General features: G+C 62.0%; 21 protein-coding genes. 10 read left to right on the top strand and 11 right to left on the bottom strand.

Going from position 1 to position 20,161, the window contains the following annotated elements; translation table 11 throughout:
* Window positions 1–321: 321 nt before the first annotated feature.
* From NE851_RS22625 to maiA, 6 genes are all read left to right on the top strand, one after another.
* Window positions 322–1,368 (top strand): alpha/beta fold hydrolase, encoded by a 1,047-nt coding sequence (locus NE851_RS22625; RefSeq protein ID WP_254957881.1) that lies wholly within the window; start codon window positions 322–324, stop codon window positions 1,366–1,368.
* Window positions 1,369–1,491: 123 nt separating this feature from the next.
* Window positions 1,492–2,232: a response regulator gene (locus tag NE851_RS22620; protein WP_028758697.1), complete on the top strand. Its 741-nt coding sequence runs from the start codon at window positions 1,492–1,494 to the stop codon at window positions 2,230–2,232.
* Window positions 2,229–3,551 carry an ATP-binding protein gene (locus NE851_RS22615; RefSeq protein WP_097543676.1) on the top strand — a complete coding sequence of 441 codons (1,323 nt, stop codon included), beginning with the start codon at window positions 2,229–2,231 and terminating at the stop codon, window positions 3,549–3,551. The genes NE851_RS22620 and NE851_RS22615 overlap by 4 nt, the downstream gene beginning before the upstream one ends.
* Window positions 3,552–3,742: 191 nt before the next feature.
* Window positions 3,743–4,159 carry an organic hydroperoxide resistance protein gene (locus NE851_RS22610; RefSeq protein ID WP_028758695.1) on the top strand — a complete coding sequence of 139 codons (417 nt, stop codon included), beginning with the start codon at window positions 3,743–3,745 and terminating at the stop codon, window positions 4,157–4,159.
* A 102-nt stretch (window positions 4,160–4,261) separates the two neighbouring features.
* Window positions 4,262–4,423: a hypothetical protein gene (locus NE851_RS22605; RefSeq protein ID WP_164735947.1), complete on the top strand. Its 162-nt coding sequence runs from the start codon at window positions 4,262–4,264 to the stop codon at window positions 4,421–4,423.
* Between the two features lie 19 nt (window positions 4,424–4,442).
* Window positions 4,443–5,078, top strand: a complete 636-nt coding sequence (maiA, locus tag NE851_RS22600) for a maleylacetoacetate isomerase (RefSeq protein ID WP_097543675.1) — start codon at window positions 4,443–4,445, stop codon at window positions 5,076–5,078.
* A gap of 63 nt (window positions 5,079–5,141) precedes the next feature.
* On the opposite strand, the gene NE851_RS22595 is transcribed toward maiA, so the two are convergent.
* Both NE851_RS22595 and NE851_RS22590 read right to left on the bottom strand, forming a co-directional pair.
* The gene (locus NE851_RS22595) at window positions 5,142–6,131 is read right to left on the bottom strand and encodes an aldo/keto reductase (RefSeq protein WP_097543674.1); all 990 of its coding nucleotides are present in this window, start codon (window positions 6,129–6,131) and stop codon (window positions 5,142–5,144) included.
* A 14-nt stretch (window positions 6,132–6,145) separates the two neighbouring features.
* Window positions 6,146–6,541 carry a (R)-mandelonitrile lyase gene (locus NE851_RS22590; protein WP_028758692.1) on the bottom strand — a complete coding sequence of 132 codons (396 nt, stop codon included), beginning with the start codon at window positions 6,539–6,541 and terminating at the stop codon, window positions 6,146–6,148.
* Window positions 6,542–6,674: 133 nt separating this feature from the next.
* Here NE851_RS22590 and NE851_RS22585 point away from each other — a divergent pair, with 133 nt between their 5' ends.
* The 3 genes from NE851_RS22585 (at window position 6,675) to NE851_RS22575 (ending at window position 11,373) form a co-directional block, all read left to right on the top strand.
* The gene (locus NE851_RS22585; RefSeq protein ID WP_097543673.1) at window positions 6,675–7,568 is read left to right on the top strand and encodes a LysR family transcriptional regulator; all 894 of its coding nucleotides are present in this window, start codon (window positions 6,675–6,677) and stop codon (window positions 7,566–7,568) included.
* A 153-nt stretch (window positions 7,569–7,721) separates the two neighbouring features.
* Window positions 7,722–9,233, top strand: a complete 1,512-nt coding sequence (locus NE851_RS22580) for an ATPase domain-containing protein (RefSeq protein WP_047610133.1) — start codon at window positions 7,722–7,724, stop codon at window positions 9,231–9,233.
* The gene (locus tag NE851_RS22575; RefSeq protein WP_082849716.1) at window positions 9,208–11,373 is read left to right on the top strand and encodes a hybrid sensor histidine kinase/response regulator; all 2,166 of its coding nucleotides are present in this window, start codon (window positions 9,208–9,210) and stop codon (window positions 11,371–11,373) included. The genes NE851_RS22580 and NE851_RS22575 overlap by 26 nt, the downstream gene beginning before the upstream one ends.
* Here NE851_RS22575 and mobB read toward each other — a convergent pair.
* Genes mobB through NE851_RS22560 form a run of 3 tightly spaced genes read right to left on the bottom strand, consistent with a single transcriptional unit; the run spans window position 11,305 to window position 13,402 of the window.
* Window positions 11,305–11,826 (bottom strand): molybdopterin-guanine dinucleotide biosynthesis protein B, encoded by a 522-nt coding sequence (mobB, locus tag NE851_RS22570; RefSeq protein WP_063475018.1) that lies wholly within the window; start codon window positions 11,824–11,826, stop codon window positions 11,305–11,307. The genes NE851_RS22575 and mobB overlap by 69 nt on opposite strands.
* A complete protein-coding gene (gene mobA / locus NE851_RS22565) occupies window positions 11,823–12,452 on the bottom strand; it encodes a molybdenum cofactor guanylyltransferase MobA (protein WP_063475017.1) in 630 nt (209 codons plus the stop codon). The genes mobB and mobA overlap by 4 nt, the downstream gene beginning before the upstream one ends.
* 41 nt (window positions 12,453–12,493) lie before the next feature.
* A complete protein-coding gene (locus NE851_RS22560) occupies window positions 12,494–13,402 on the bottom strand; it encodes a DMT family transporter (protein WP_063475016.1) in 909 nt (302 codons plus the stop codon).
* Between the two features lie 329 nt (window positions 13,403–13,731).
* On the opposite strand from NE851_RS22560, the gene NE851_RS22555 reads away from it, so the two are divergent.
* Window positions 13,732–14,499 carry an SDR family oxidoreductase gene (locus tag NE851_RS22555; protein ID WP_097543709.1) on the top strand — a complete coding sequence of 256 codons (768 nt, stop codon included), beginning with the start codon at window positions 13,732–13,734 and terminating at the stop codon, window positions 14,497–14,499.
* 97 nt (window positions 14,500–14,596) lie between these two features.
* Here NE851_RS22555 and NE851_RS22550 read toward each other — a convergent pair whose 3' ends face one another.
* From NE851_RS22550 to NE851_RS22525, 6 genes are all read right to left on the bottom strand, one after another.
* Entirely contained in the window at window positions 14,597–15,379 is a 783-nt protein-coding gene (locus NE851_RS22550) for an SDR family NAD(P)-dependent oxidoreductase (RefSeq protein ID WP_097543670.1), read from the bottom strand.
* A gap of 73 nt (window positions 15,380–15,452) precedes the next feature.
* Window positions 15,453–15,635: a hypothetical protein gene (locus tag NE851_RS22545; protein ID WP_047610125.1), complete on the bottom strand. Its 183-nt coding sequence runs from the start codon at window positions 15,633–15,635 to the stop codon at window positions 15,453–15,455.
* Between the two features lie 32 nt (window positions 15,636–15,667).
* Window positions 15,668–16,456: an SDR family oxidoreductase gene (locus NE851_RS22540; protein WP_047610123.1), complete on the bottom strand. Its 789-nt coding sequence runs from the start codon at window positions 16,454–16,456 to the stop codon at window positions 15,668–15,670.
* Between the two features lie 78 nt (window positions 16,457–16,534).
* Window positions 16,535–18,013 carry a sugar ABC transporter ATP-binding protein gene (locus NE851_RS22535; RefSeq protein WP_047610121.1) on the bottom strand — a complete coding sequence of 493 codons (1,479 nt, stop codon included), beginning with the start codon at window positions 18,011–18,013 and terminating at the stop codon, window positions 16,535–16,537.
* A 28-nt stretch (window positions 18,014–18,041) separates the two neighbouring features.
* On the bottom strand, window positions 18,042–18,971 hold the full coding sequence (locus tag NE851_RS22530; protein WP_003579719.1) for a sugar ABC transporter substrate-binding protein: 930 nt from the start codon (window positions 18,969–18,971) through the stop codon (window positions 18,042–18,044).
* A gap of 116 nt (window positions 18,972–19,087) precedes the next feature.
* On the bottom strand, window positions 19,088–20,068 hold the full coding sequence (locus NE851_RS22525) for an ABC transporter permease (protein ID WP_063475013.1): 981 nt from the start codon (window positions 20,066–20,068) through the stop codon (window positions 19,088–19,090).
* Window positions 20,069–20,161: the final 93 nt, after the last annotated feature.

Raw genomic sequence — 20,161 nt, 5'->3', positions numbered from 1 at the left:
ACGGCGATGGGGCCCGAACCAGCAACGGCGGGGATATGGCCGGGCGGACGTATCCTCGATGTGTCCGGTTTCGCGGGGAAATGTACCGAACTATTGCAGTCGCGGCGGGCGATACAAAGCGATACAAACTGCCGCCCAGCGGTGGGCTGTGACGAAAGCGCCGGGGCCGGCGCGAGGCTTTGCTCGGTCGGCGCGATTGTATCAGAATGTATCCCGGCGGCCGAAAGCTACATCCGCATGCAAAACCGACGGCTTGCGACATATGAGGGATACAAGCGCAACCTCATTTCAGCACCGTGATCCATTCGACAGGAGAGACCGATGTCAGAGCAAATCAATCATCACCGCCGCCGCTTCTTCGGCATGACGGCCGTCGCCCTTGCGGCGGTCGAGTTCGGCGTGGCCGGCAAGGCCGCCGCTCAATCAGCGCCCGCCGCATCCGTGCCTAACGTCAAGGTGGGAACCCACACGTCCTTCGAAGCGCTGAAGCAGGTGAAAGCCGGCGTGCTCGATATCGGTTATGCCGAGGCGGGGAAGGCGGACGGTCCTGTCGTGCTGCTGCTGCATGGCTGGCCCTATGACATCTATAGTTTCGTCGATGTCGCACCGCTGCTTGCCTCGGCAGGCTACAGGGTGATCGTGCCCTATCTGCGCGGTTACGGCACGACCCGCTTCCTGGACGACCAGACGCCGCGCAACGGCCAGCCGTCAGCACTCGCCGCCGATATGATCGCGCTGCTCGATGCGCTCGATATCGAGAAGGCGGTCATTGCCGGCTATGACTGGGGCGGGCGGACCGCCAACATCATGGCGGCGCTCTGGCCGGAGCGTTGCAAGGCGATGGTCTCGGTGAGCGGCTACCTGATCGGCAGCCAGGAGGCCAACAAGAAGCCGCTGCCGCCGAAGGCCGAACTTGCCTGGTGGTATCAGTTCTATTTCGCCACCGAACGCGGCCGTCTGGGTTACGAGAGCAACACCCATGATTTCGCAAAGCTTATCTGGCAGACGGCTTCGCCGAAGTGGAACTTCGACGATGCGACATTCGGCAGATCGGCCGCCGCCTTCGACAACCCCGACCACGTCGCCATCGTCATTCACAATTATCGCTGGCGCCTGGGGCTTGTCGAAGGCGAGGCCAAGTACGATGCCTATGAACAGACGCTTGCGGGAGCGCCTGTCATTTCCGTACCGACGATCACCATGGAGGGCGATGCAAACGGTGCACCGCATCCGGAGCCTTCCGCCTATGCCGGAAAGTTCTCCGGCAGATACGAGCATCGCACGATCGGCGGCGGCATCGGCCATAACCTGCCTCAGGAGGCGCCGCAGGCCTTCGCGCAGGCGGTCATAGACGTCGATCGCTTCTAAGCCGACGGTATCGTGCCGCAGGGCCTCGTTGCTCCGGCCGGCGGAATATGCGTAGGTCGCGTCAACCGCTTCGATATCGAGGCGGCGGGCGCGGCCGCCTTTACGGGTGAGGAACCGGGAAATATGGATCATGTCGATCACATCCTGATTGTCGATGACGATCGCGAAATCCGCGAGCTGGTCTCGGGCTATCTGCAGAAGAACGGTCTCAGGACGAGCGTTGCCGCCGACGGGCGCCAGATGCGCAGTTTTATCGAGGCCAATGCCGTCGACCTGATCGTGCTCGATGTTATGATGCCGGGCGACGATGGGCTGGTGCTGTGCCGCGAACTGCGTGCCGGCCGGCACAAGGCGATCCCGATCCTGATGCTGACGGCCCGCACCGACGAGATGGACCGGATCCTCGGCCTGGAGATGGGCGCCGACGACTATCTTGCCAAACCGTTTGCAGCGCGCGAGCTGCTCGCCCGCATCAAGGCGGTGCTGCGGCGGACGCGCATGCTGCCGCCCAATCTGCAGATCAGCGAGGCCGGACAGTTGCTGACCTTCGGCGACTGGCGGCTCGATACGGTCGCCCGGCATCTTCTCGACAAGGAGGGGACCGCGATTGCGCTTAGCGGCGCCGAATACCGTCTGCTTCGCGTCTTCATCGACCATCCGCAGCGGGTGCTCAATCGCGACCAGCTTCTGAGTCTGACACAGGGCCGCGACGCCGATCTCTTCGATCGCTCGATCGATCTCCTGGTCAGCCGGCTGCGTCAGCGGCTGGGCGACGACGCACGCGAGCCGACCTACATCAAGACGGTGCGCAGCGAAGGTTATGTGTTTTCAGTTCCGGTCGAAATCTCGGAGCTGCGCCAATGAAGTCGGTGGTCCCTTTGCGCTCGGGTTTGGCTTGGCCGAGCACGTTGCGCTCGCGGATATTTCTGATCCTGCTGATTGGCTTGGCTGTGGCCTACGGGCTGTCCTTCAGCGTTCTCTATATGGAGCGCTATATGTCGGCCAAGGCGGTGATGCTCGGCACGCTGGAAAACGACGTTGCAACGTCGATTGCCGTTCTCGACCGACTTCCGCCAGGCGAACGTGGCGATCTGCTGGACCGGCTGAGCCGCGGCAACTACCGTTTCGTGCTCGGACCCGGCCTTGCCGGCGTGCCTGACACGTCAAGCAAGGGCGCCGAGATATCAGGCAAGATCGAGGAGGCGATCGGGCACCGCTTTCCGATCCGTATCGAACGGATTCCTGGCGATGTGAACCGGTTGCAGGCGCATCTGACGCTCAGCGACGGAAGCCCGTTGACGATCGACGTCACGCCGAAGGGGGTCATGCCGATCGCCGCGTGGCTGCCCTATGTCTTCGTCATCCAGATGGCGCTGCTCATTCTTTGTACCTGGTTTGCGGTTCGTCAGGCGATCCGGCCGCTCGGCGCGCTTGCCGCCGCCGCCGATGCCCTCGACCCGAACAAGGATGGTCCGGCCTTGAGCGAGGCGGGGCCGAGCGAGGTCGCGCATGCGGCAAGGGCGTTCAACGCGATGCGGGAGAGGATTGCCCATTACCTCGAAGAGCGCGTCCAGATCCTGGCGGCAATCTCGCATGACCTGCAGACGCCGATCACCCGCATGCGGCTGCGCGCCGACATGGCGGAGGATTCGCCGGAGAAAGACAAGCTGGTGCATGATCTCGGCGAGATCCAGCGTCTCGTCCAGGACGGGATTGCCTATGCGCGCAGCGCGCATGGCGACGGCGAGAAGAACGCCCGCATCGATCTCGCCTCGTTCATCGACAGCATAGCCTATGACTATCAGGATACCGGAAAGGCCGTCACCGTCGTCGGGCTGGTTCACGGCGCCGCCTTCACCAAGCCGCATGCGCTTCGCCGAATCCTGTCGAACTTCATCGACAATGCGCTGAAGTTCGCCGGCGCTGCCGAGATCAGCGTCGAGCGCAGCGCCGAGAACGATATCGTCATCACAGTCATGGATCGCGGGCCGGGAATTCCGGACGATCTGCTGGAAGCCGCCATGCAGCCTTTCTTCCGGTTGGAACAATCCCGCAACCGGGAAACCGGCGGCACCGGTCTCGGTCTTGCGATCGCCCAGCAGCTGACGGCCAAGATCGGCGGGTCGCTCCGGCTCTACAATCGCGCCGACGGCGGACTGGCGGCGGAAGTCACCATCCATTGACATCGGCAGCCGCCCCAAAATTTCGCGATGTTTGTATGTAAAGATGTCCTCGATATCGGATGCTACGTTTTGTGACATTTCGGGCGATTTCGGAAACATGGCGGATATATCCGTCGGTCAAAACACACTCCGTCAACCCGGCCGCGCAGCGCGGCCAGTCGCCCGAAGCGACGCAACACAAGGAGTGTTCCATGACAAAGATCGACAAGGTTCTCTATACCGGCAAGACCCATACGACGGGCGGGCGCGACGGCGCTTCGCACAGCGACGACGGCCAGCTGGATATCAAGCTTTCGCCTCCGGGCAGCAACCGGGCCGGCACCAATCCCGAACAGCTTTTCGCCGCCGGCTGGTCTGCCTGCTTCATCGGCGCGATCGGCTTTGCCGCGGCCAATCAAAAGGTCAGGCTCCCCGCCGATCTCGCCGTCGACACCGAGGTCGATTTGGGAACGGCCGATGGCGGCTATTTCCTGCAGGCCCGTCTCAAGGTCAGCCTGCCGGGGATCGAAGCGGATGTGGCAAGAGCGCTCATTGAAGAGGCGCACCAGACCTGCCCTTACTCGAAGGCCACGCGCGGCAATATCCATGTCGAATTGAGCGTTGCCTGACGAATGCATTGCCCGCCGAAGGCCATTGGCCGCGGCGGGCAAAGGACAGCAGCCGAAAGCTAACAGGACGAGGCCGACCGGGCCTCGTCGTTGGAGGATCTGATGAGATTGATGATCATCTGCATTCTGGGAGCGGCGGTCTTCGCCGCGCCCTGCATCTACGACGTAAGCTCGCAGGAGCCTTCGCCGCTTGCGGGCCTCGTGACGGCAGCATCCGCAGCGTCGTCTTCCGGGGCGCCGCGGCCGTTCCAACCCCTCTTTTAGGTCACCAGGGAGAAGACCCGTGAAGCTCTATCAGAATGAAATTTCCTCGGCGACGTCGAGAGTCCGTATCGCGCTCGCCCTCAAGGGATTGACGGCGGAAACACTGCCGGTGACCATCCTCGGCGAAAATGCCGAGAGCCGGCAGGCCGGATATCGCAGCGTCAATCCGCAAGGGCTGGTCCCGGCCTTGCTGACGGATGGCGGCGTCCTCATCACCCAGTCGCTGGCGATCGTCGAATATCTCGACGAGATTCAGCCCGAACCGGCGCTGCTGCCTGGAACGGCGGAGGACAGGGCGCTGGCGCGGTCGATCGCGCTTGCGATCGCCGCCGAGATCCATGCGCTGCTGCCGCCGCGGATCGGCCTGCATCTCGGCAAGACCTTCCAGGCGGATGCCGATGCCGTTGCCGCCTGGAATCGTCATTGGGTCGGCGAGGGAATGGCCGCGATCGAGACGATGATCGCCGGCCGCAGGCAGGGGGCTTTCGCCGTTGGGGATCAGCCGTGTGTTGCCGATATCTTCCTTTTTCCTCAGGCGATCAGCGCCCGGCGTATGGGCTTCGATCTCGCCCAATGGCCAAATATCGCGGAGATTGTCGCTCGGCTGGAAGCGATACCGGCCTTCCAGGAGAACGCGCCGGCACCGAGACGATGATGCGATCGACGAAGAAGCGGCCGCAAATGACTGCGGGCGCTCCTTTTCCATTGTTGGCGGCCCTCAGCGATTGACCCTTGCCTGCAGATGCGCGGGATAACGATCGCCTTCCACCTTGATGGTGGCGAGCGCGTTTTCGATGCTGCCAAGATCCTCGGCTGTCAGTTCGATCTCGGCGGCCTGAATGTTCTCCTCGAGGCGATGCAGCTTGGTGGTGCCGGGGATCGGCACGATCCAGGGTTTTTGTGCCAGCAACCATGCCAGGGCGACCTGGGCGGCGGTTGCCTTCTTGTGGGCGGCGATGTCCGCGAGCAGATCGACGAGTGCCTGGTTGGCCTTGCGCGCTTCCTGGGAAAAGCGCGGCACGATGTTGCGGAAGTCCTTGCTGTCGAAGGTCGTCGTTTCGCTGATCGCGCCGGTGAGGAAGCCCTTGCCGAGCGGGCTGAAGGGCACGAAACCGATGCCGAGCTCTTCGAGCACCGGCAGGATTTCCTGCTCGGGTTCGCGCCACCACAGCGAATATTCACTCTGCAGTGCCGCCACCGGCTGGATCGCATGGGCGCGACGGATCGTCTGGGCGCCTGCTTCCGAGAGGCCGAAATGCCTGACCTTGCCCTCGGCGATCAGCGCCTTGACCGTGCCGGCCACATCTTCGATCGGGACATCGGGGTCGACACGATGCTGATAGAAGAGGTCGATGACATCGGTCTTCAAACGCTTCAGCGCCTGGTCAGCAACCGCGCGGATCTGTTCCGGCCGGCTGTTCATGCCGCTCTGGCCGCCATTGGCATCGAAGTTGAAACCGAATTTCGTGGCGATCACCACCTTGCTGCGGAAAGGCGCCAGGGCCTCTCCCAGAAGCGCTTCGTTCTGATAGGGGCCATAGGCCTCGGCCGTGTCGAAGAAGGTCACGCCGCGTTCGAACGCGCGGCGGACCAGCGCGATCGCCTCCGGAATTGCTGTCGCCGGGCCATAACCATAACTCAGCCCCATGCAGCCGAGACCGATGGCCGAGACTTGAAGCCCGCTCTTTCCGAGTTCACGTTTCTGCATTGCCGTTTCCTTTTCTAACCCTGGTACTGCGTGTCGGTGACATGCTCCATCCAGTCGACAACCTTGCCGTCGAGCTGTTCCTGGATGGCGATATGGGTCATCGCCGTGGTCGGCGATGCGCCGTGCCAATGACGTTCACCCGGGGCGAAGCTGACGACGTCGCCGGCGCGGATCTCCTCGATGGGGCCACCTTCGCGCTGCACACGACCGCAGCCCGATGTGACGATCAGCGTCTGGCCGAGCGGATGGGTGTGCCAAGCGGTGCGGGCGCCGGGCTCGAAGGTGACGCTGGCGCCAGCCGCGCGAGCGGGGCTGGTCACGGCAAACAGCGGGTCGACACGCACATTGCCGGTGAACCAGTCGGCCGGTCCCTTGGCCGAAGGCTGCGAACCGCTTCGCTTTATATCCATCCTCGTCTTCCTTTCGATGTCGGGCTTTCGATGTCGAATGGACGTGTCCACTCGCGTAACAAGGTATTTAGGGCGTGCGCCTGGTTGCGATTAGATGGTATAAACGGCAAGAACCCATGAGGATTTTTCATAAATGTCACGCCCTGCCGTCAACGATCTCATCGCTTTCCTCGCCGTTGCGCGTGCACAGAGCTTCACCAAGGCGGCGGGCAAGCTGGGTGTGTCGCAGTCGGCGCTCAGCCACACCATTCGCGGGCTCGAGGAGCGGCTTGGATTGCGATTGCTGACACGCACGACCCGCAGCGTCTCACCGACGGAGGCGGGTGAACGGCTGCTCGTCTCCATCGGACCGCGGCTCGATGAGATCGAGAGCGAACTGGCTGCTTTGAGCGCGTTCCGGGAGAAGCCGGCGGGCACCATCCGCATCAATGCCGGAGAACACGCGGCCGATGCCGTCCTTTGGCCCGCCCTGGAAAAGCTGCTGCCCGATTATCCCGATATCAATGTGGAAATCATCGTCGACTACGGCCTCACCGACATCGTCGCGGGGCGTTACGATGCCGGGGTGCGGCTCGGAGAGCAGGTGGCGAAGGACATGATCGCGGTGCGCATCGGCCCCGACATGCGCATGGCCGTGGTCGGCACTCCCGCTTATTTCACCACCAGGCCGAAGCCGCTGACGCCGCAGGATCTTACGGATCACAATTGCATCAATCTGCGTCTGCCGACCTATGGCGGCGTCTATGCATGGGAGTTCGAGAAGGACGGGCGCGAGCTCAGGGTTCGCGTCGAGGGCCAGCTGGTTTTCAACAATATAGCCCTGCGGCTGAGCGCCGTGCTGGCCGGTCTCGGGCTGGCCTACATGCCGGAGAACCTGGTCGAGGGGCATCTTGCCGATGGACGGCTGGTGCGGGTCCTCGAGGACTGGTGCCTGCCGTTTTCCGGCTACCATCTCTACTACCCAAGCCGTCGGCACACGTCACCGGCATTCGCCCTCGTCGTCGATGCGCTTCGTTATCGAGGATAGAGGCCCATCATTCGAGCTGCGCGAACCGGCAGATATCCGAGCCATGGAGACGTTCAATCGATCGGCTCTTGCCGGAAGCGAAGTCATGCCTGCAGCGATTTGACATTCCATCACTCGCCACTAATTCACACTTGATATCGAAGGAAACAGTGAATGAATACTGCGGCACCTGCCACGAAAGCCCGGACCGGTGTGTCCGGTTTGGACACAGTTCTGGCGGGAGGCCTTTCCACGGGCCACGTGTTTCTCCTGGAGGGAAATCCAGGAGCGGGCAAAACGACCATCGCGCTGCAGTTTCTGATCGAAGGTGCGCGGCTCGGCGAGCAGGGGCTCTACATCACCCTTTCAGAAACCGAGAGCGAACTCCGGGCCGGCGCCGCATCGCATGGCATGGTGATCGACGGCAATATCGAGGTCTTCGAGGTCGTTCCTCCGGAAAGCCTGTTGGATGCTGACCAGCAGCAGAGCCTGCTTTATTCATCGGACCTAGAACTTGGAGAGACGACAAAGGAAATCTTTGCCGCTTTCGAGAGGATCAAGCCACGTCGCGTGGTTCTCGACAGCCTGTCGGAGATAAGGCTGCTCGCGCAAAGCTCGCTGCGCTACCGCCGGCAGATCCTCGCGCTCAAACACTATTTTGCCCGACAGGGGGCGACAGTCCTTCTGCTCGACGATCTGACGTCCGACGTGCTCGACAAGACGGTGCACAGCGTCGTGCACGGTGTCATCCATCTTGAGGAACTGGCGCCGAACTACGGCTCCGAACGCCGACGTCTGAGGGTCATGAAATACCGCGGGCAGGCCTTCCGCGGCGGCTATCATGATTTCATCATCCAGACCGGTGGCGTGATCGTGTTCCCGCGTCTCGTCGCTGCCGAACACAGGTCGAGCTATGTCCGCGATCAGATTTCCTGTGATATTGCGGAGCTGGATCTTCTTCTCGGCGGCGGCCTCGAGCGGGGTTCCAGTACCCTGATCCTCGGTCCTGCCGGCACAGGCAAGAGCACCTTCTCGTTTCAATTCCTGATGGCGGCGGTGGCGCGCGGCGAGAAAGTGGCGGCCTTCATTTTCGACGAAGAGCTAGGCCTGCTCTTCACGCGGCTGAAAGCGCTCGGAATGGATCTCGAAGCCATGAGGGATGCGGGTCTTATCCACATCGAACAGCTCGATGCCGCCGAACTGTCGCCGGGCGAATTTGCTGATCGCGTGCGCAAGTGCGTCGACAAGTCGGATGCGAAAACCGTCATCATCGACAGTATCAACGGTTATCAGGCTTCGATGCCGGATGAGAATTCGCTGATCCTTCATATGCATGAGCTGCTGCAATATCTGAACAGGCAAGGCGCCAATACCTTCCTGACCGTTGCGCAGCACGGGCTGGTTGGCGACATGAAGGCTCCCGTCGACGTCACCTATCTCGCCGATACCGTCATTCTGCTGCGCTATTTCGAGGCTGCGGGTAAGGTGCGTCGGGCAGTCTCCGTGATCAAGAAGAGGACCGGCTTTCACGAGGATACCATCCGCGAGTACCGCATCGACGCTTCCGGCTTGAGATTCGGCGATCCTCTCATCGGATTCCAGGGCGTGCTTCGCGGCGTTCCCGAATTTATCGCGCCCTTGGCGCCGCTCCTGTCGACCAATGGCGGGGATAGCGGCAATTCCTAATTCCAGCAAACCGAAAGCATTGATCTACGCCCCCGCCGGTCGCGATGCCTGGGTGGCGAGATCGCTGGTCGATGAGGCCGGATTGACATCGATTGCCGCCGCCGACCTGTCTATGTTCGCGTCATCGCTCAGCGATGACATCGCGCTTGGTGTGCTGACGGAAGAGGCCGTTCGCTCGAGCGATCTCAAGCCGATCGCCGCCTGGGTCTCGGCCCAGCCGAGCTGGTCAGACCTGCCGTTCATCGTACTCACCATACGTGGCGGCGGGCCTGAACGAAATCCGGCCGCTGCCAGGCTTTCCGAGGTTCTGGGCAATGTCACCTTCCTGGAAAGGCCGTTCCATGCGACCTCCTTCATCAGCGTTGCCCGGACCGCGTTGAAGGGGCGCCTGCGCCAATATGAAGCGCGCGCCCGGCTCGAGGCTCTCAGCGAAGGAGAACGACGGTTGCAGACGGCGCTCGCCGCCGGTCGTCTCGGGGCCTGGGAGCTGGAGCTGTCCTCGATGGCCTTGTTCGCCTCGGCGACCTGCAAAGCGGTCTTCGGTCGAGCGCCGGATGATGAGGTTACGCGTGACGATCTGATTGCGAGCATCCACCCCGACGACCGGGACATTGTGCTGGCACGCCTGCGCCGGACGATCGATACCGGGCTCGACTATTCGATCGAGCACAGAACGATCTGGCCGGATGGATCACTGCATTGGACCGAGGTCCATGCGCAGCTCTACACCGACAGATATGGTTCCGCCAGAAAGCTCGTCGGGGTCTGCTCCGATACCACCGCCCGCAAGACCATCGAGGAAAATCTGCGACGGCTCAATGAAAACCTCGAGGAGCGCGTGAGGGAACGGACCAGGGAGGTCAACGCCGCCCACCAGACCCTGCTCGAGGAAGTCGCCCAGCGTGAAAGAGCCGAGGAGCAGCTTCGCCAATCGCAGAAGATGGAAGCGATCGGTCAGCTGACCGGCGGCGTCGCCCACGACTTCAACAACCTGCTGATGGTCGTTCTCGGAAATCTGGAGCTGCTCGGCAAGCACGTGGCCGGAGATGCCAAAGCAACGCGTCTGATCGACGGGGCGCTTCAGGGGGCGCGGCGCGGGGCGGCGCTGACGCAGCGGCTGCTGGCTTTTGCCAGGCAGCAGGATCTGCAGGTCAAGCCCGTCGATCTGGCCGAGCTGGTCTCCGGCATGAACGACCTGTTGCGGCGCTCGGTCGGATCCTCGATCAGCATCGAAACCATGCTGCCGACGACCCTGCCGCCGGCGCTGGTCGATGCGAACCAGCTCGAATTGGCGCTGCTCAACCTTGCGGTCAACGCCCGTGATGCGATGCCGGATGGGGGGACGCTGTCTATTTCGCTGCGCCAGGAACAGGTTGGCGGCAATAACGGCGATCTCGGCGAGGGGACCTATCTGGTGTTGGCGGTGGCCGACAGCGGCACCGGCATGGACGCGGAGACGCTGAAGAAGGCGGTCGATCCGTTTTTCTCGACCAAGGAGATCGGAAAGGGCACGGGTCTCGGCTTGTCGATGATCCACGGGCTTGCGGTCCAACTCAACGGCGCACTTCTTCTGACAAGCGAGCTTGGGGTGGGGACAACAGCCGAATTGTGGCTCCCGGCCACCGAACGACGCCCAGAGCGGCCGGCCGAGGCGGAGCTGCCCGTCGCGCAAGCCGCATCCAGACTGAAGATCCTTCTGGTCGATGACGATGCCTTGATTGCGATGAGTTCGGTCGACATGCTTGAAGATCTCGGCCATGAGGTCATCGAAGCAAATTCAGGCTTGCAGGCGCTGGAGTTGATCAGGAGCGGTCAGCATTTCGACTTGATCATCACCGACTATTCGATGCCTGGTATGACCGGCGCACAGCTCGCTCAGGCCGCGCGGGACATTCATCCGGCGGTGCCGATCGTCCTGGCGACAGGTTACGCCGATCTTCCCGCCGGCACCGATATCGATCTTCCGAGATTGGGAAAGCCCTACAATCAGGCTCAACTTGCCAAGGAAATCGCCAAGGCGATGGCAGGCGAAACGGCTGCGACGCTCAGATCCGGCAGTGACGCAGCTGTCTTAGAGCCTCGCCTGTCCAAGGCCGACGATGTCAGCGATGAAATCGGCGATGGCGCCTGTGTCGTCTAGATCGAAGACCGGCAGGTTCGCATCCGTGACGGCGTGATCGGCGGCGATGGCGCAGATATGGGGATCGCTCGGCGCCAGCGGTTCACGATTGGCGGCCTCCAGGCGGCGGGCCTCGATCTTCGGGATCGGCTCGCGCTTGTAGCCTTCGATCAGCACCAGATCGCAGGGTGCGAGGCGGGCGAGGATTTCCTCGAACTCGGGTTCGGGGGCGCCGCGCAGCTCGTGCATGATGGCGTAGCGGGTGCCGGAGACGATGGTGACTTCATGGGCGCCGGCCTGGCGATGGCGATAACTGTCGGCTCCGACCTTGTCGATGTCGAAATCGTGATGGGCGTGCTTGATCGTCGAGATCCTGTAGCCGCGGCGGGTGAACTCCATCACCAGCCGGACCGCGAGCCCCGTCTTGCCTGAATTCTTCCAGCCGGCGATGCCGAAGATTTTCGGTGCGGTCATGCGTGAAGGGCCTCCAGCCAGCGTTCCGCCTCCACGAGATCGTCAGGCGTATTGATGTTGAAGAAGGGATCGAGCAGGCTGGCGCGGGTCGGATGCAGCGGGAACGCCACTTCCGTAACGTCATGCCGCAACAGGAAGTCGCGCACGCGGCGCTTCTCGTCGGTGGCGATCCAGGCTTCGAGATCAGCGGCCAGCGTCACCGGCCAGAGGCCGAAGACGGGATGGCTGCGGCCCTCGGAGGCGGCAATGGCGATCTGCGACGGGCGTTCGATCGCTGCGGCCAGCCGGGCGACGAGATCGGCCGGGAAGAACGGGCAATCTACCGAGACGGTGACGACATGGCTGATCGAGGGAAGGCCGGCGGCATAGACCATGGCCGCATGGATGCCGGCCATCGGCCCGGCCTTGCCGGGAAAACGGTCGGAAACGACAGGCACATCCTCGGCGGCGGCATCGGAGTTGACGGCAACGAGCAAGGTCTGTTGCGAGAGGCGGGTCAGCGCATGGCGGAGCAGGCTCTCGGTCCCGAGCATCACGCCCGCCTTGTCGCGGCCCATGCGCTGCGAGCGGCCGCCGGCCAGCACGACGCCTGCTATGTCGGATCTGTCCAGCGAGAATTCAGCCATCATCCTTCCTCAGCCATCATTTGTCTCAGCCATCATTTGTCTCAGACTGGCGCGCGCGGGGCGGATTCCTGCGCGATCGGCGATACGCGGCGCTTGGCCTCACGATAGAACGTATAGAGGCCGGAGGCGATGACGATCGCAGCGCCGATAAGCGTCCAGCTATCAGGCACTTCGGCGAAGAAGAAGATGCCGAGCAGGGAGGAGAAGATCAGGCTGGTATAGCGGAACGGCGCCACGAAGGAGATTTCGCCGGTGCGCATGGCAAGGATGACCGACTGGTAGCCGACGAGCACCAGCACCGAGGCGAGCGCCAGATGCCCGAGCGCGGTGGCGCTGACCGGTTGCCAGCCGCCGAGCACCGGGATCAGCAACGCGCCGAAGAAGGAGGCAGACATGGCGGTGATGACGGTTATCATCAGCGAGGGAATTTCCGGGCTGATGCTCCGGGTGGCGAGATCGCGGCCGGCCGTCGTCAGCACCGCAGCGACGCAGAGGACGGCGGCGGGGGTGAATCCATCGGGGCCGGGACGGATGATGATCATCACGCCAATGAGGCCGACGAGGATCGCCGACCAGCGCCGCCAGCCGACCGGCTCGCCGAAGAAGAGCGCCGCACCGAAGGTGACGACCAAAGGCAGCGACTGCAGGATCGCCGAGGCATTGGCGATCGGCATCATGCCGAGCGCGGTGATATAGGTCACGGCGGAGAGCGTCTCGCAGATGATCCTGAAGATGATCATCGGCTGCAGCATGATGCGCCAGGAGCGCAGCGCGCCCATTTTCCAGGCAATCAGATAGACGAGCAGGCTGGTGAAGAGGCCGCGCAGAAACATGATCTCGCCGGCGTTCATATAGGCGATCACCGATTTGGACAGAGCGTCGCTTGCAGAAAAGCCGGCCATCGCCATGGTCATATAGATGGCGCCCTCAGTATTGCGTGACCGCGGCATGAAGAGATTCCCGTTACCTGTGCGCCCCTTTTAGTCGCGAAGATGCATCAAGGGAATCGGATGAATGTCACACCAGGCATAAATCGATGATGCGGTGCACAATGGCGCTGACGTCAACGCAGGCGTGTGGGCGGAAGTCCCGGCAAATCCGCGTTTTTTAAGTTGAATTCCGATATTTCCGACGCCGCAATCAAGGCGTCGATGGGGAATGCCATCGCGCCTGCCGGTTCGCCTCATCGGCGTTTTTCTCTTCCTGCGCGGGAAACGGGTGGCTGTATCGCCTGATGTCTGAGCATCTCGGTTATCGCAACAATCCAGGAGAAACCGATATGACACTTCTCAACGACAAGATCGCCATCATCACCGGCGCAAGCTCCGGCATCGGCCGCGCGGCGGCGAAACTCTTTGCGCGGGAAGGCGCCAAGCTCGTGGTCACCGGCCGGCGACAGGACGCGCTTGATGCCGTCATCACCGAAATCGAGGCGAAGGGCGGACAGGCGGTCGCCATATCGGGCGATGTCAGGGACGAGGCGTTGCAGGCACGGCTCGTCGAGACGGCAGTCTCGCGTTTCGGCCGGCTCGACATCGCCTTCAACAATGCCGGCATCCTCGGCGAGATGGGACCGGTCGCCGGGCTATCGCTGGAGGGCTGGCGCGAGACGATCGAGACCAATCTGACGGCAGCCTTCCTCGGCGCCAAGCACCAGTCGGCGGCGATGGGAAAAAGCGGCGGATCGCTGATCTTCACCTCGACTTTCGTCGGCCACACCGTCGGCATGCCCGGCATGGCCGCTTATGCGGCGAGCAAGGCGGGACTGATCGGCTTCGTGCAGGTGCTCGCCGCCGAACTCGGCGGGCAGAAGATCCGCGTCAACGCCCTGCTGCCCGGCGGCACCGACACACCCGCCAGCATCACCAACGCACCGGACGCGACACCCGAGGTGCTCGCCTTCGTGGAGGGGCTGCATGCGCTGAAACGCATGGCGCAGCCCGAAGAGATCGCCAAAGCCGCGCTGTTCCTCGCCTCCGACATGTCGAGCTTCGTGACCGGCACGGCGATGCTAGCGGATGGCGGGGTGTCGATCAGCCGGACATAGGTGGGGCGAGGGGCGGGGATCGGCAGTGTATGAGGTCGAGCCACCCGCCCTCGAAGGACGGGGCTGGCCGCCATGGCACCGTCGCCTCCGAGAGGGCTCAGGACATGATCAAACCACCGTCGACATTGATCGTCTGGCCGGTGATGTAGGCGGCGTCGTCGCTGGCGAGGAAGGTGACCAGGCCGGCGACGTCTTCTCCGGAGCCGGCCCGCTTCATCGGGATGCCCTCGACCCATTCCTTCATCAGCTCGCCGGGGGCGTAGTTGCCGAGCAGCTTACCCCAGGCCTGGTCGTTATAGGCCCACATATCGGTTTCGATGATGCCGGGGCAGAAGGCGTTGACGGTGATCTTCTCGGTCGCGACTTCCTTGGCCAGGCTCTGGGTGATGCCGACGACGCCCATTTTCGAGGCTGCATAATGCGGGGTATAGATGAAGCCGTCGCGGGCCTGGCCGGAGGCGGTGTTGATGATGCGGCCGCCGCGCTTGTGCTTGCGCATTCTTGATATCGCCTCCTGGGCGCAGAGGAAGACGCCCTTGGTGTTGACCGCCATCACCTTGTCCCACTCGTTTTCGGTCAGATCCTCGACGCGGGCAATGGTGATGACGCCGGCATTTTGAATTGCAATGTCGACCGTATCGAAGGCGTGTTCGGCAGCGTCATAGAGAGCCTTCACGCTCGCCTTGTCCGTGACATCGCCCACGAAAGAGATCGCCTTGCCGCCTTCGGCTCTGATCTGCTCGGCGACCCCATGCACCGAATCTTCGTTTGCGGAGATGACGAGGTTGGCGCCTTCTTTCGCAAACCGCCTGGCGATCGCCGCTCCGATGCCGCGGCTACCCCCGGTAATGACGACAGTCTTTTGCTCAAAGCGTTTCATGCTCTTTCCTTCCCGGTATCCTGACATAAACAGCAAATCTGGGCGCGTTCTACCCTGCGATCATTATTGAAACTCAAGCGGCCGCCCGAGAGAATTTCGGCGAATTCAGGTGGTCTTGAGCGGCGATAGCGACGCCCAAGCCCTCCGCCCGTGCAATCGGCGTGAAGGGCGGGCAGACGACGATATTGCACGCCGTCATGCCCGTTGGTCCCTTCAGCGCCTCGATCTCAGCCAGGGAGGGAGCGAGACCGTTCATTTTTCAGCGGCGGCATTGCGCTTCTCATCGCATCACCAGCAGCAGAAACCGCCGTCGACGAGAAGATCGACGCCGGTCACGTAGCTGGCTGCATTCGACAGCAGGAACACCGCCGGACCCACCATCTCGTCGACCGTGGCCATACGCTGCATCGGCGTCTGCTCTTCAAAGAGCTTGGTCTGATGAACCATCTCGGGACGGGTATTCATGGGCGTTGCCGTGTATCCGGGGGAGATGGTGTTGACGCGGATGCCGCGGTCGACCCATTCCATCGCCATAGACTTCGACATATGGATCACGCCCGCCTTGGAGGCGTTATAATGCGCTTGGCTCAGCCCCCGGTTTACGATCACACCGGACATGGAAGCGATGTTGACGATGGAGCCGCGTCCATTCTTCAGCATGGCGCGGGCCTCCGCCTGGCAGGAAAGGAATACGCCTTTCAGGTTGATATCCATCAACGTCTGATACTGGTCCTCCTCCATCTCTTCCGCCGCGTTGGCGTTAGCAATGCCCGCAGCGTTGACTGCAAGCGTCAATGCGCCGAGATCTGCTTCGGTATGTGCGACTGCCTCTCCAAGGGACGATTTGCTCGTGACGTCAGCTGCGATCTGGATCGAACGGCGGCCGGCGGCGCGAATATATTCGGCCGTCCTGGCCAGTCCATCGTCGGTTCGACGATCGAGCAGCGCCACGTCGGCGCCGCATTGCGCAAGGCCGATGGCAATGCGCTGCCCAATGCCGCTCCCGGCTCCGGTAACGATGGCAACCTGGCCGCTGAGATCGAAAAGCTTCGGGGCGTTCAGAGTGATGTCGGACACCGCTCTTCCTTTCTCTGTCTGTTTTGTTTTCACGCAATTCCTGACGCAAAACCGCTGCACACTTTTGCTGGAATTGCTTTAGATGGTGGCTAGCTCCATGACCGAAACGTCATTCGCCTCGTCACGATTGAGAATGCCTGCCTGTTTGCCTTGGGCAAGCACGAGAATGCGATTGGACACTCCGAGAACCTCCTCGAGGTCCGAGCTTACGACGATGACCGCCACGCCCCGTTTGGCAAGATTGACGATGATGTCGTAGATGCCCGCTCGGGCGCCGACGTCGATGCCTCTCGTCGGTTCGTCGAGTACGACGACCTTCGGATCGCGCATCAGCCATTTCGCGATGACGACCTTCTGCTGGTTGCCGCCGGACAGGTCCGAGGCATATTGCTCAGCACGGCCTTTTACGCCGAACTTGGTGACTGCCTTCTCCGCAAACGAGCGCTTGACGTGCGGCGTAATCCAACGCCCGCCCAGCTTGTCGAGATTGGCGTAGATAATGTTCTCGCTGATCCGGTGCCCTACAACGAGACCTTGCTCCTTGCGGTCTTCCGGGACCATCACGATGCCCTTGGCGATCGCGTCCGCCGGATCGCGCAGCCTGAGTTCTTCGCCTTCCAGCTTGATCGAACCCGCACTGATTGGGTCCGCGCCCGAAATGGCGCGGACAAGTTCCGTGCGGCCGGCGCCGACCAATCCGGCGATCCCGAGAATTTCCCCGGCCCGCACTTCGAAGGTAACGTCACGGAACGAATTATCAGGCGAGCTCAGCCCGGACACCTGGAGTACCGGACGGTCTGTCGGAACCGGCAGGGTAGGGAACAAGCGGTCAAGCGGGCGTCCGACCATGCTCTCGACAATCGTTCGCACCGGGGTCGCGCTATCGGAGAATTCCTGCACGCGCTCGCCATCGCGAAGGACGACGATCCGGTCGGTTATTTTTTTGATCTCTTCCATGCGGTGGGAAATGTAGACAATGCCGACGCCCTCTGACCGAAGCTTTCTAACCTGTTCGAAGAGAGCCTCCGTCTCTGCGCCACCAAGGGCCGCGGTCGGTTCGTCCAGGATCAGGAGCTTTGCATTGAGAGCCAAGGCCTTGGCGATTTCGATGAGTTGTTGATTTGCAGTGGAAAGGCCGGCGACCTTCCGCGTTGCGGGTATGTGAAGGTTCAGGCGAGCGAGCTGCTCCTGGGCGCGGCGAACCATTTGGCCGCGGTCGACGACGCCGTTCTTCATCGGCCAGCGTCCGATGAAAACGTTTTCCGCGATCGACAGCTGCGGCAGCAGCTGCAGCTCCTGATGGATCAGGACAACGCCCTTGTCGATCGCTTCCCTCGGGGAGGCTGGGGCATAAGGCTGCCCCAGCCATGTCATTGATCCTTCGGACGGTGTGCGGGACCCGGCGATGATGCCGGATAGTGTCGACTTGCCCGCTCCGTTTTCACCGAGAAGTGCAACCACTTCACCGGGATAGACGTCCAAGCTGACATTCTTCAGAACCTGCAGCGGCCCATACCACTTGGATATGCCCCTCAGGGAAAGAACTGGATCAGTCATGGCACACCTCCTCAAGACCTCGACTTCATTACGGATGGTTGGCAATGAAGCCGGCGACGTTTTCCTTGGTCGTCAGCGTGGCATCCAGGAGCTGGACCGGCGGCACCTTCTCTCCGGCGACAAGCTTGGCGGCGTTTTCAACCGCATCGCGGCCCATCTTCTGCGTCTGCTGGGTCGCAGTGACGTTGAAGACGCCCTTGCTGAGAGCTTCGAGAGCTGCGGTGTCGCCATCGAAGCCGCCAACCACGATCTTCTGGGACGGATTGGCGACCTTGATCGCCTGCGCGGCGCCAAGGGCGAGGCCGTCGGCCTGGGCGAACACGATCGAAACGTCCGGATTTGCCTGCAGCATGTTCTGCATGATCTGGAAGCCTTCGTCCTGGCTCCAGATGTTCGAGAACTGCTCGGCGACAACCTTGACATCAGGATATGCCTTGAGAGATTCAGCGCAGCCCTTCGAGCGATCGACTTCCGGCGTCGTGCCCTTCTGGCCATGGATGATGACCATCTTGCCCTTGCCGCCGGCTTCCTTCAGGATGTAGTCGCACACCGCCTTGGCAGACGCGACGGAATCCGTTGCAAGGAAGGTGTCGCCGGGTGCTCCCTCGGCGTTGCGGTCAACGTTCACGACCGGAATGCCAGCGCTTTTCGCGAGTTTGACCGGAACGGTCGCAGCGGCCGCACCTGCCGGAATGTAGATCAGTGCGTCGATTTTCTGGGTCAGGAGATCCTGGATCTGATTGACCTGCGTCGGCCCGTCGCCCTTTGCGTCGACGGTGATGACTTCGATGCCGCGCTTCTTGGCTTCGGCTTCGACCGATTGCTTGATCTGGTTGAAGAAGTTTGCCTGAAGGTTGGCAACGGCCAGGCCGAGCTTCTTCAGTTCCGCCGCGTGTACGGGGCCGAGCGTGAGGCCGAGCAGTGCAGCAGACGCGAGCATGGTGCGCGCAATTTTCATTGTATTTCCTCCGTTGTTTGATGGAACCCTCGGGTATGTCCTCCCCCTCGGGGTATTGATCCGCCCCAAACTCTTGGAACGGAATTCCGGGCCGCCGACGCGGCGGACCCCGTTCGTCAGGCGCGACGCCGACGAATGGTCTCCGCGCCGACCGCGAGCACGATGACGATGCCGATGATCACCTGCTGCAGGAACGGCGAAACGTTGAGAAGATTGAGCCCGTTGCGAAGGACGCCGATGATAAGAACACCGATAAGCGTTCCCCCGATACCGCCTGCGCCGCCCGAGAGCGAGGTCCCGCCGATGACGACCGCGGCGATGGTGTCCAACTCATAGCCCAGACCGCTGGACGGCTGGACGGAATCCAGCCTGGCCGCAAGTACGATGCCTGCGAGCCCCGCAAGGACTGAACTTACGATGTAGACGCCAATCGTCACGAGCGGGACGTTGATGCCCGCCAGCCGAGCGACTTCCGGATTTCCGCCCACCGCGTAGAGCATGCGGCCTTCGGACCGGAAGTGCAGGAAAAGCCAGGCCGCAAGAACAACCGCAAGCATGAGAAACACGGTGGCTGTCAACACGCCGAAATGGCGATCTATCGCCAGCATCATGAACCAGTCGGGGAAGCCCACGATCTGCTGGCCGTCCGTGATCATATTTGCGACGCCGCGAGCCGCCGACATCATCGCAAGAGTGGCAATAAACGCCGGAACCCTGAACTGCGTCACCAGAAGTCCGACGATCAGCCCCGAAATCCCCGAGGCGATCAGAGCAAAAACGATCCCGACCGGCAGCGGCAGGCCGGCGACATTCGCGGTCCAGCCCATGACCATCATCGCCAGAGCGAGTGCCGAGCCGACGGAGAGGTCGATGCCGCCGATCAGAATGACGAATGTCATTCCGACGGCCATGATGCCGAGAACAGTGATCTGATCGAGGATGTTGAGGCCATTCCGAACCGAAAGAAACGTGTCGGTGCTGAAGCTCAGAAAGACGCAAAGCGCCAGCAGCCCCACGAGCGGCCCGGTGGCTCCCTTGAGCTTGCTCAACCAGGCGCCGGACGAAAGCCCGTTTTCATTGATATCGAGCGCCACCATTGTTCCTCCCTATGCCTAGGCTACCAGCTAGTTCATTCTAAGAATAAATATTCACTCATGCTGGAAAATTCATTAACAAGTTGCTTTCCTGCT

The organism is Rhizobium anhuiense bv. trifolii, from assembly GCF_024346605.1.
Classification (GTDB): domain Bacteria; phylum Pseudomonadota; class Alphaproteobacteria; order Rhizobiales; family Rhizobiaceae; genus Rhizobium; species Rhizobium anhuiense.
This window is presented reverse-complemented; position numbering and strand designations above follow the sequence as displayed.

Excerpts from the sequence above, each read along its gene's own strand:
- NE851_RS22625 (WP_254957881.1), top strand. The coding sequence starts at position 322 with ATGTCAGAGCAAATCAATCATCACCGCCGCCGCTTCTTCGGCATGACG.
- NE851_RS22620 (WP_028758697.1), top strand. The coding sequence starts at position 1,492 with ATGGATCATGTCGATCACATCCTGATTGTCGATGACGATCGCGAAATC.
- NE851_RS22615 (WP_097543676.1), top strand. The coding sequence starts at position 2,229 with ATGAAGTCGGTGGTCCCTTTGCGCTCGGGTTTGGCTTGGCCGAGCACG.
- NE851_RS22610 (WP_028758695.1), top strand. The coding sequence starts at position 3,743 with ATGACAAAGATCGACAAGGTTCTCTATACCGGCAAGACCCATACGACG.
- NE851_RS22605 (WP_164735947.1), top strand. The coding sequence starts at position 4,262 with ATGAGATTGATGATCATCTGCATTCTGGGAGCGGCGGTCTTCGCCGCG.
- NE851_RS22595 (WP_097543674.1), bottom strand. The coding sequence starts at position 6,131 with ATGCAGAAACGTGAACTCGGAAAGAGCGGGCTTCAAGTCTCGGCCATC.
- NE851_RS22590 (WP_028758692.1), bottom strand. The coding sequence starts at position 6,541 with ATGGATATAAAGCGAAGCGGTTCGCAGCCTTCGGCCAAGGGACCGGCC.
- NE851_RS22585 (WP_097543673.1), top strand. The coding sequence starts at position 6,675 with ATGTCACGCCCTGCCGTCAACGATCTCATCGCTTTCCTCGCCGTTGCG.
- NE851_RS22580 (WP_047610133.1), top strand. The coding sequence starts at position 7,722 with ATGAATACTGCGGCACCTGCCACGAAAGCCCGGACCGGTGTGTCCGGT.
- NE851_RS22575 (WP_082849716.1), top strand. The coding sequence starts at position 9,208 with ATGGCGGGGATAGCGGCAATTCCTAATTCCAGCAAACCGAAAGCATTG.
- mobB (WP_063475018.1), bottom strand. The coding sequence starts at position 11,826 with ATGACCGCACCGAAAATCTTCGGCATCGCCGGCTGGAAGAATTCAGGC.
- mobA (WP_063475017.1), bottom strand. The coding sequence starts at position 12,452 with ATGGCTGAATTCTCGCTGGACAGATCCGACATAGCAGGCGTCGTGCTG.
- NE851_RS22560 (WP_063475016.1), bottom strand. The coding sequence starts at position 13,402 with ATGCCGCGGTCACGCAATACTGAGGGCGCCATCTATATGACCATGGCG.
- NE851_RS22555 (WP_097543709.1), top strand. The coding sequence starts at position 13,732 with ATGACACTTCTCAACGACAAGATCGCCATCATCACCGGCGCAAGCTCC.
- NE851_RS22550 (WP_097543670.1), bottom strand. The coding sequence starts at position 15,379 with ATGAAACGCTTTGAGCAAAAGACTGTCGTCATTACCGGGGGTAGCCGC.
- NE851_RS22545 (WP_047610125.1), bottom strand. The coding sequence starts at position 15,635 with ATGAACGGTCTCGCTCCCTCCCTGGCTGAGATCGAGGCGCTGAAGGGA.
- NE851_RS22535 (WP_047610121.1), bottom strand. The coding sequence starts at position 18,013 with ATGACTGATCCAGTTCTTTCCCTGAGGGGCATATCCAAGTGGTATGGG.
- NE851_RS22530 (WP_003579719.1), bottom strand. The coding sequence starts at position 18,971 with ATGAAAATTGCGCGCACCATGCTCGCGTCTGCTGCACTGCTCGGCCTC.
- NE851_RS22525 (WP_063475013.1), bottom strand. The coding sequence starts at position 20,068 with ATGGTGGCGCTCGATATCAATGAAAACGGGCTTTCGTCCGGCGCCTGG.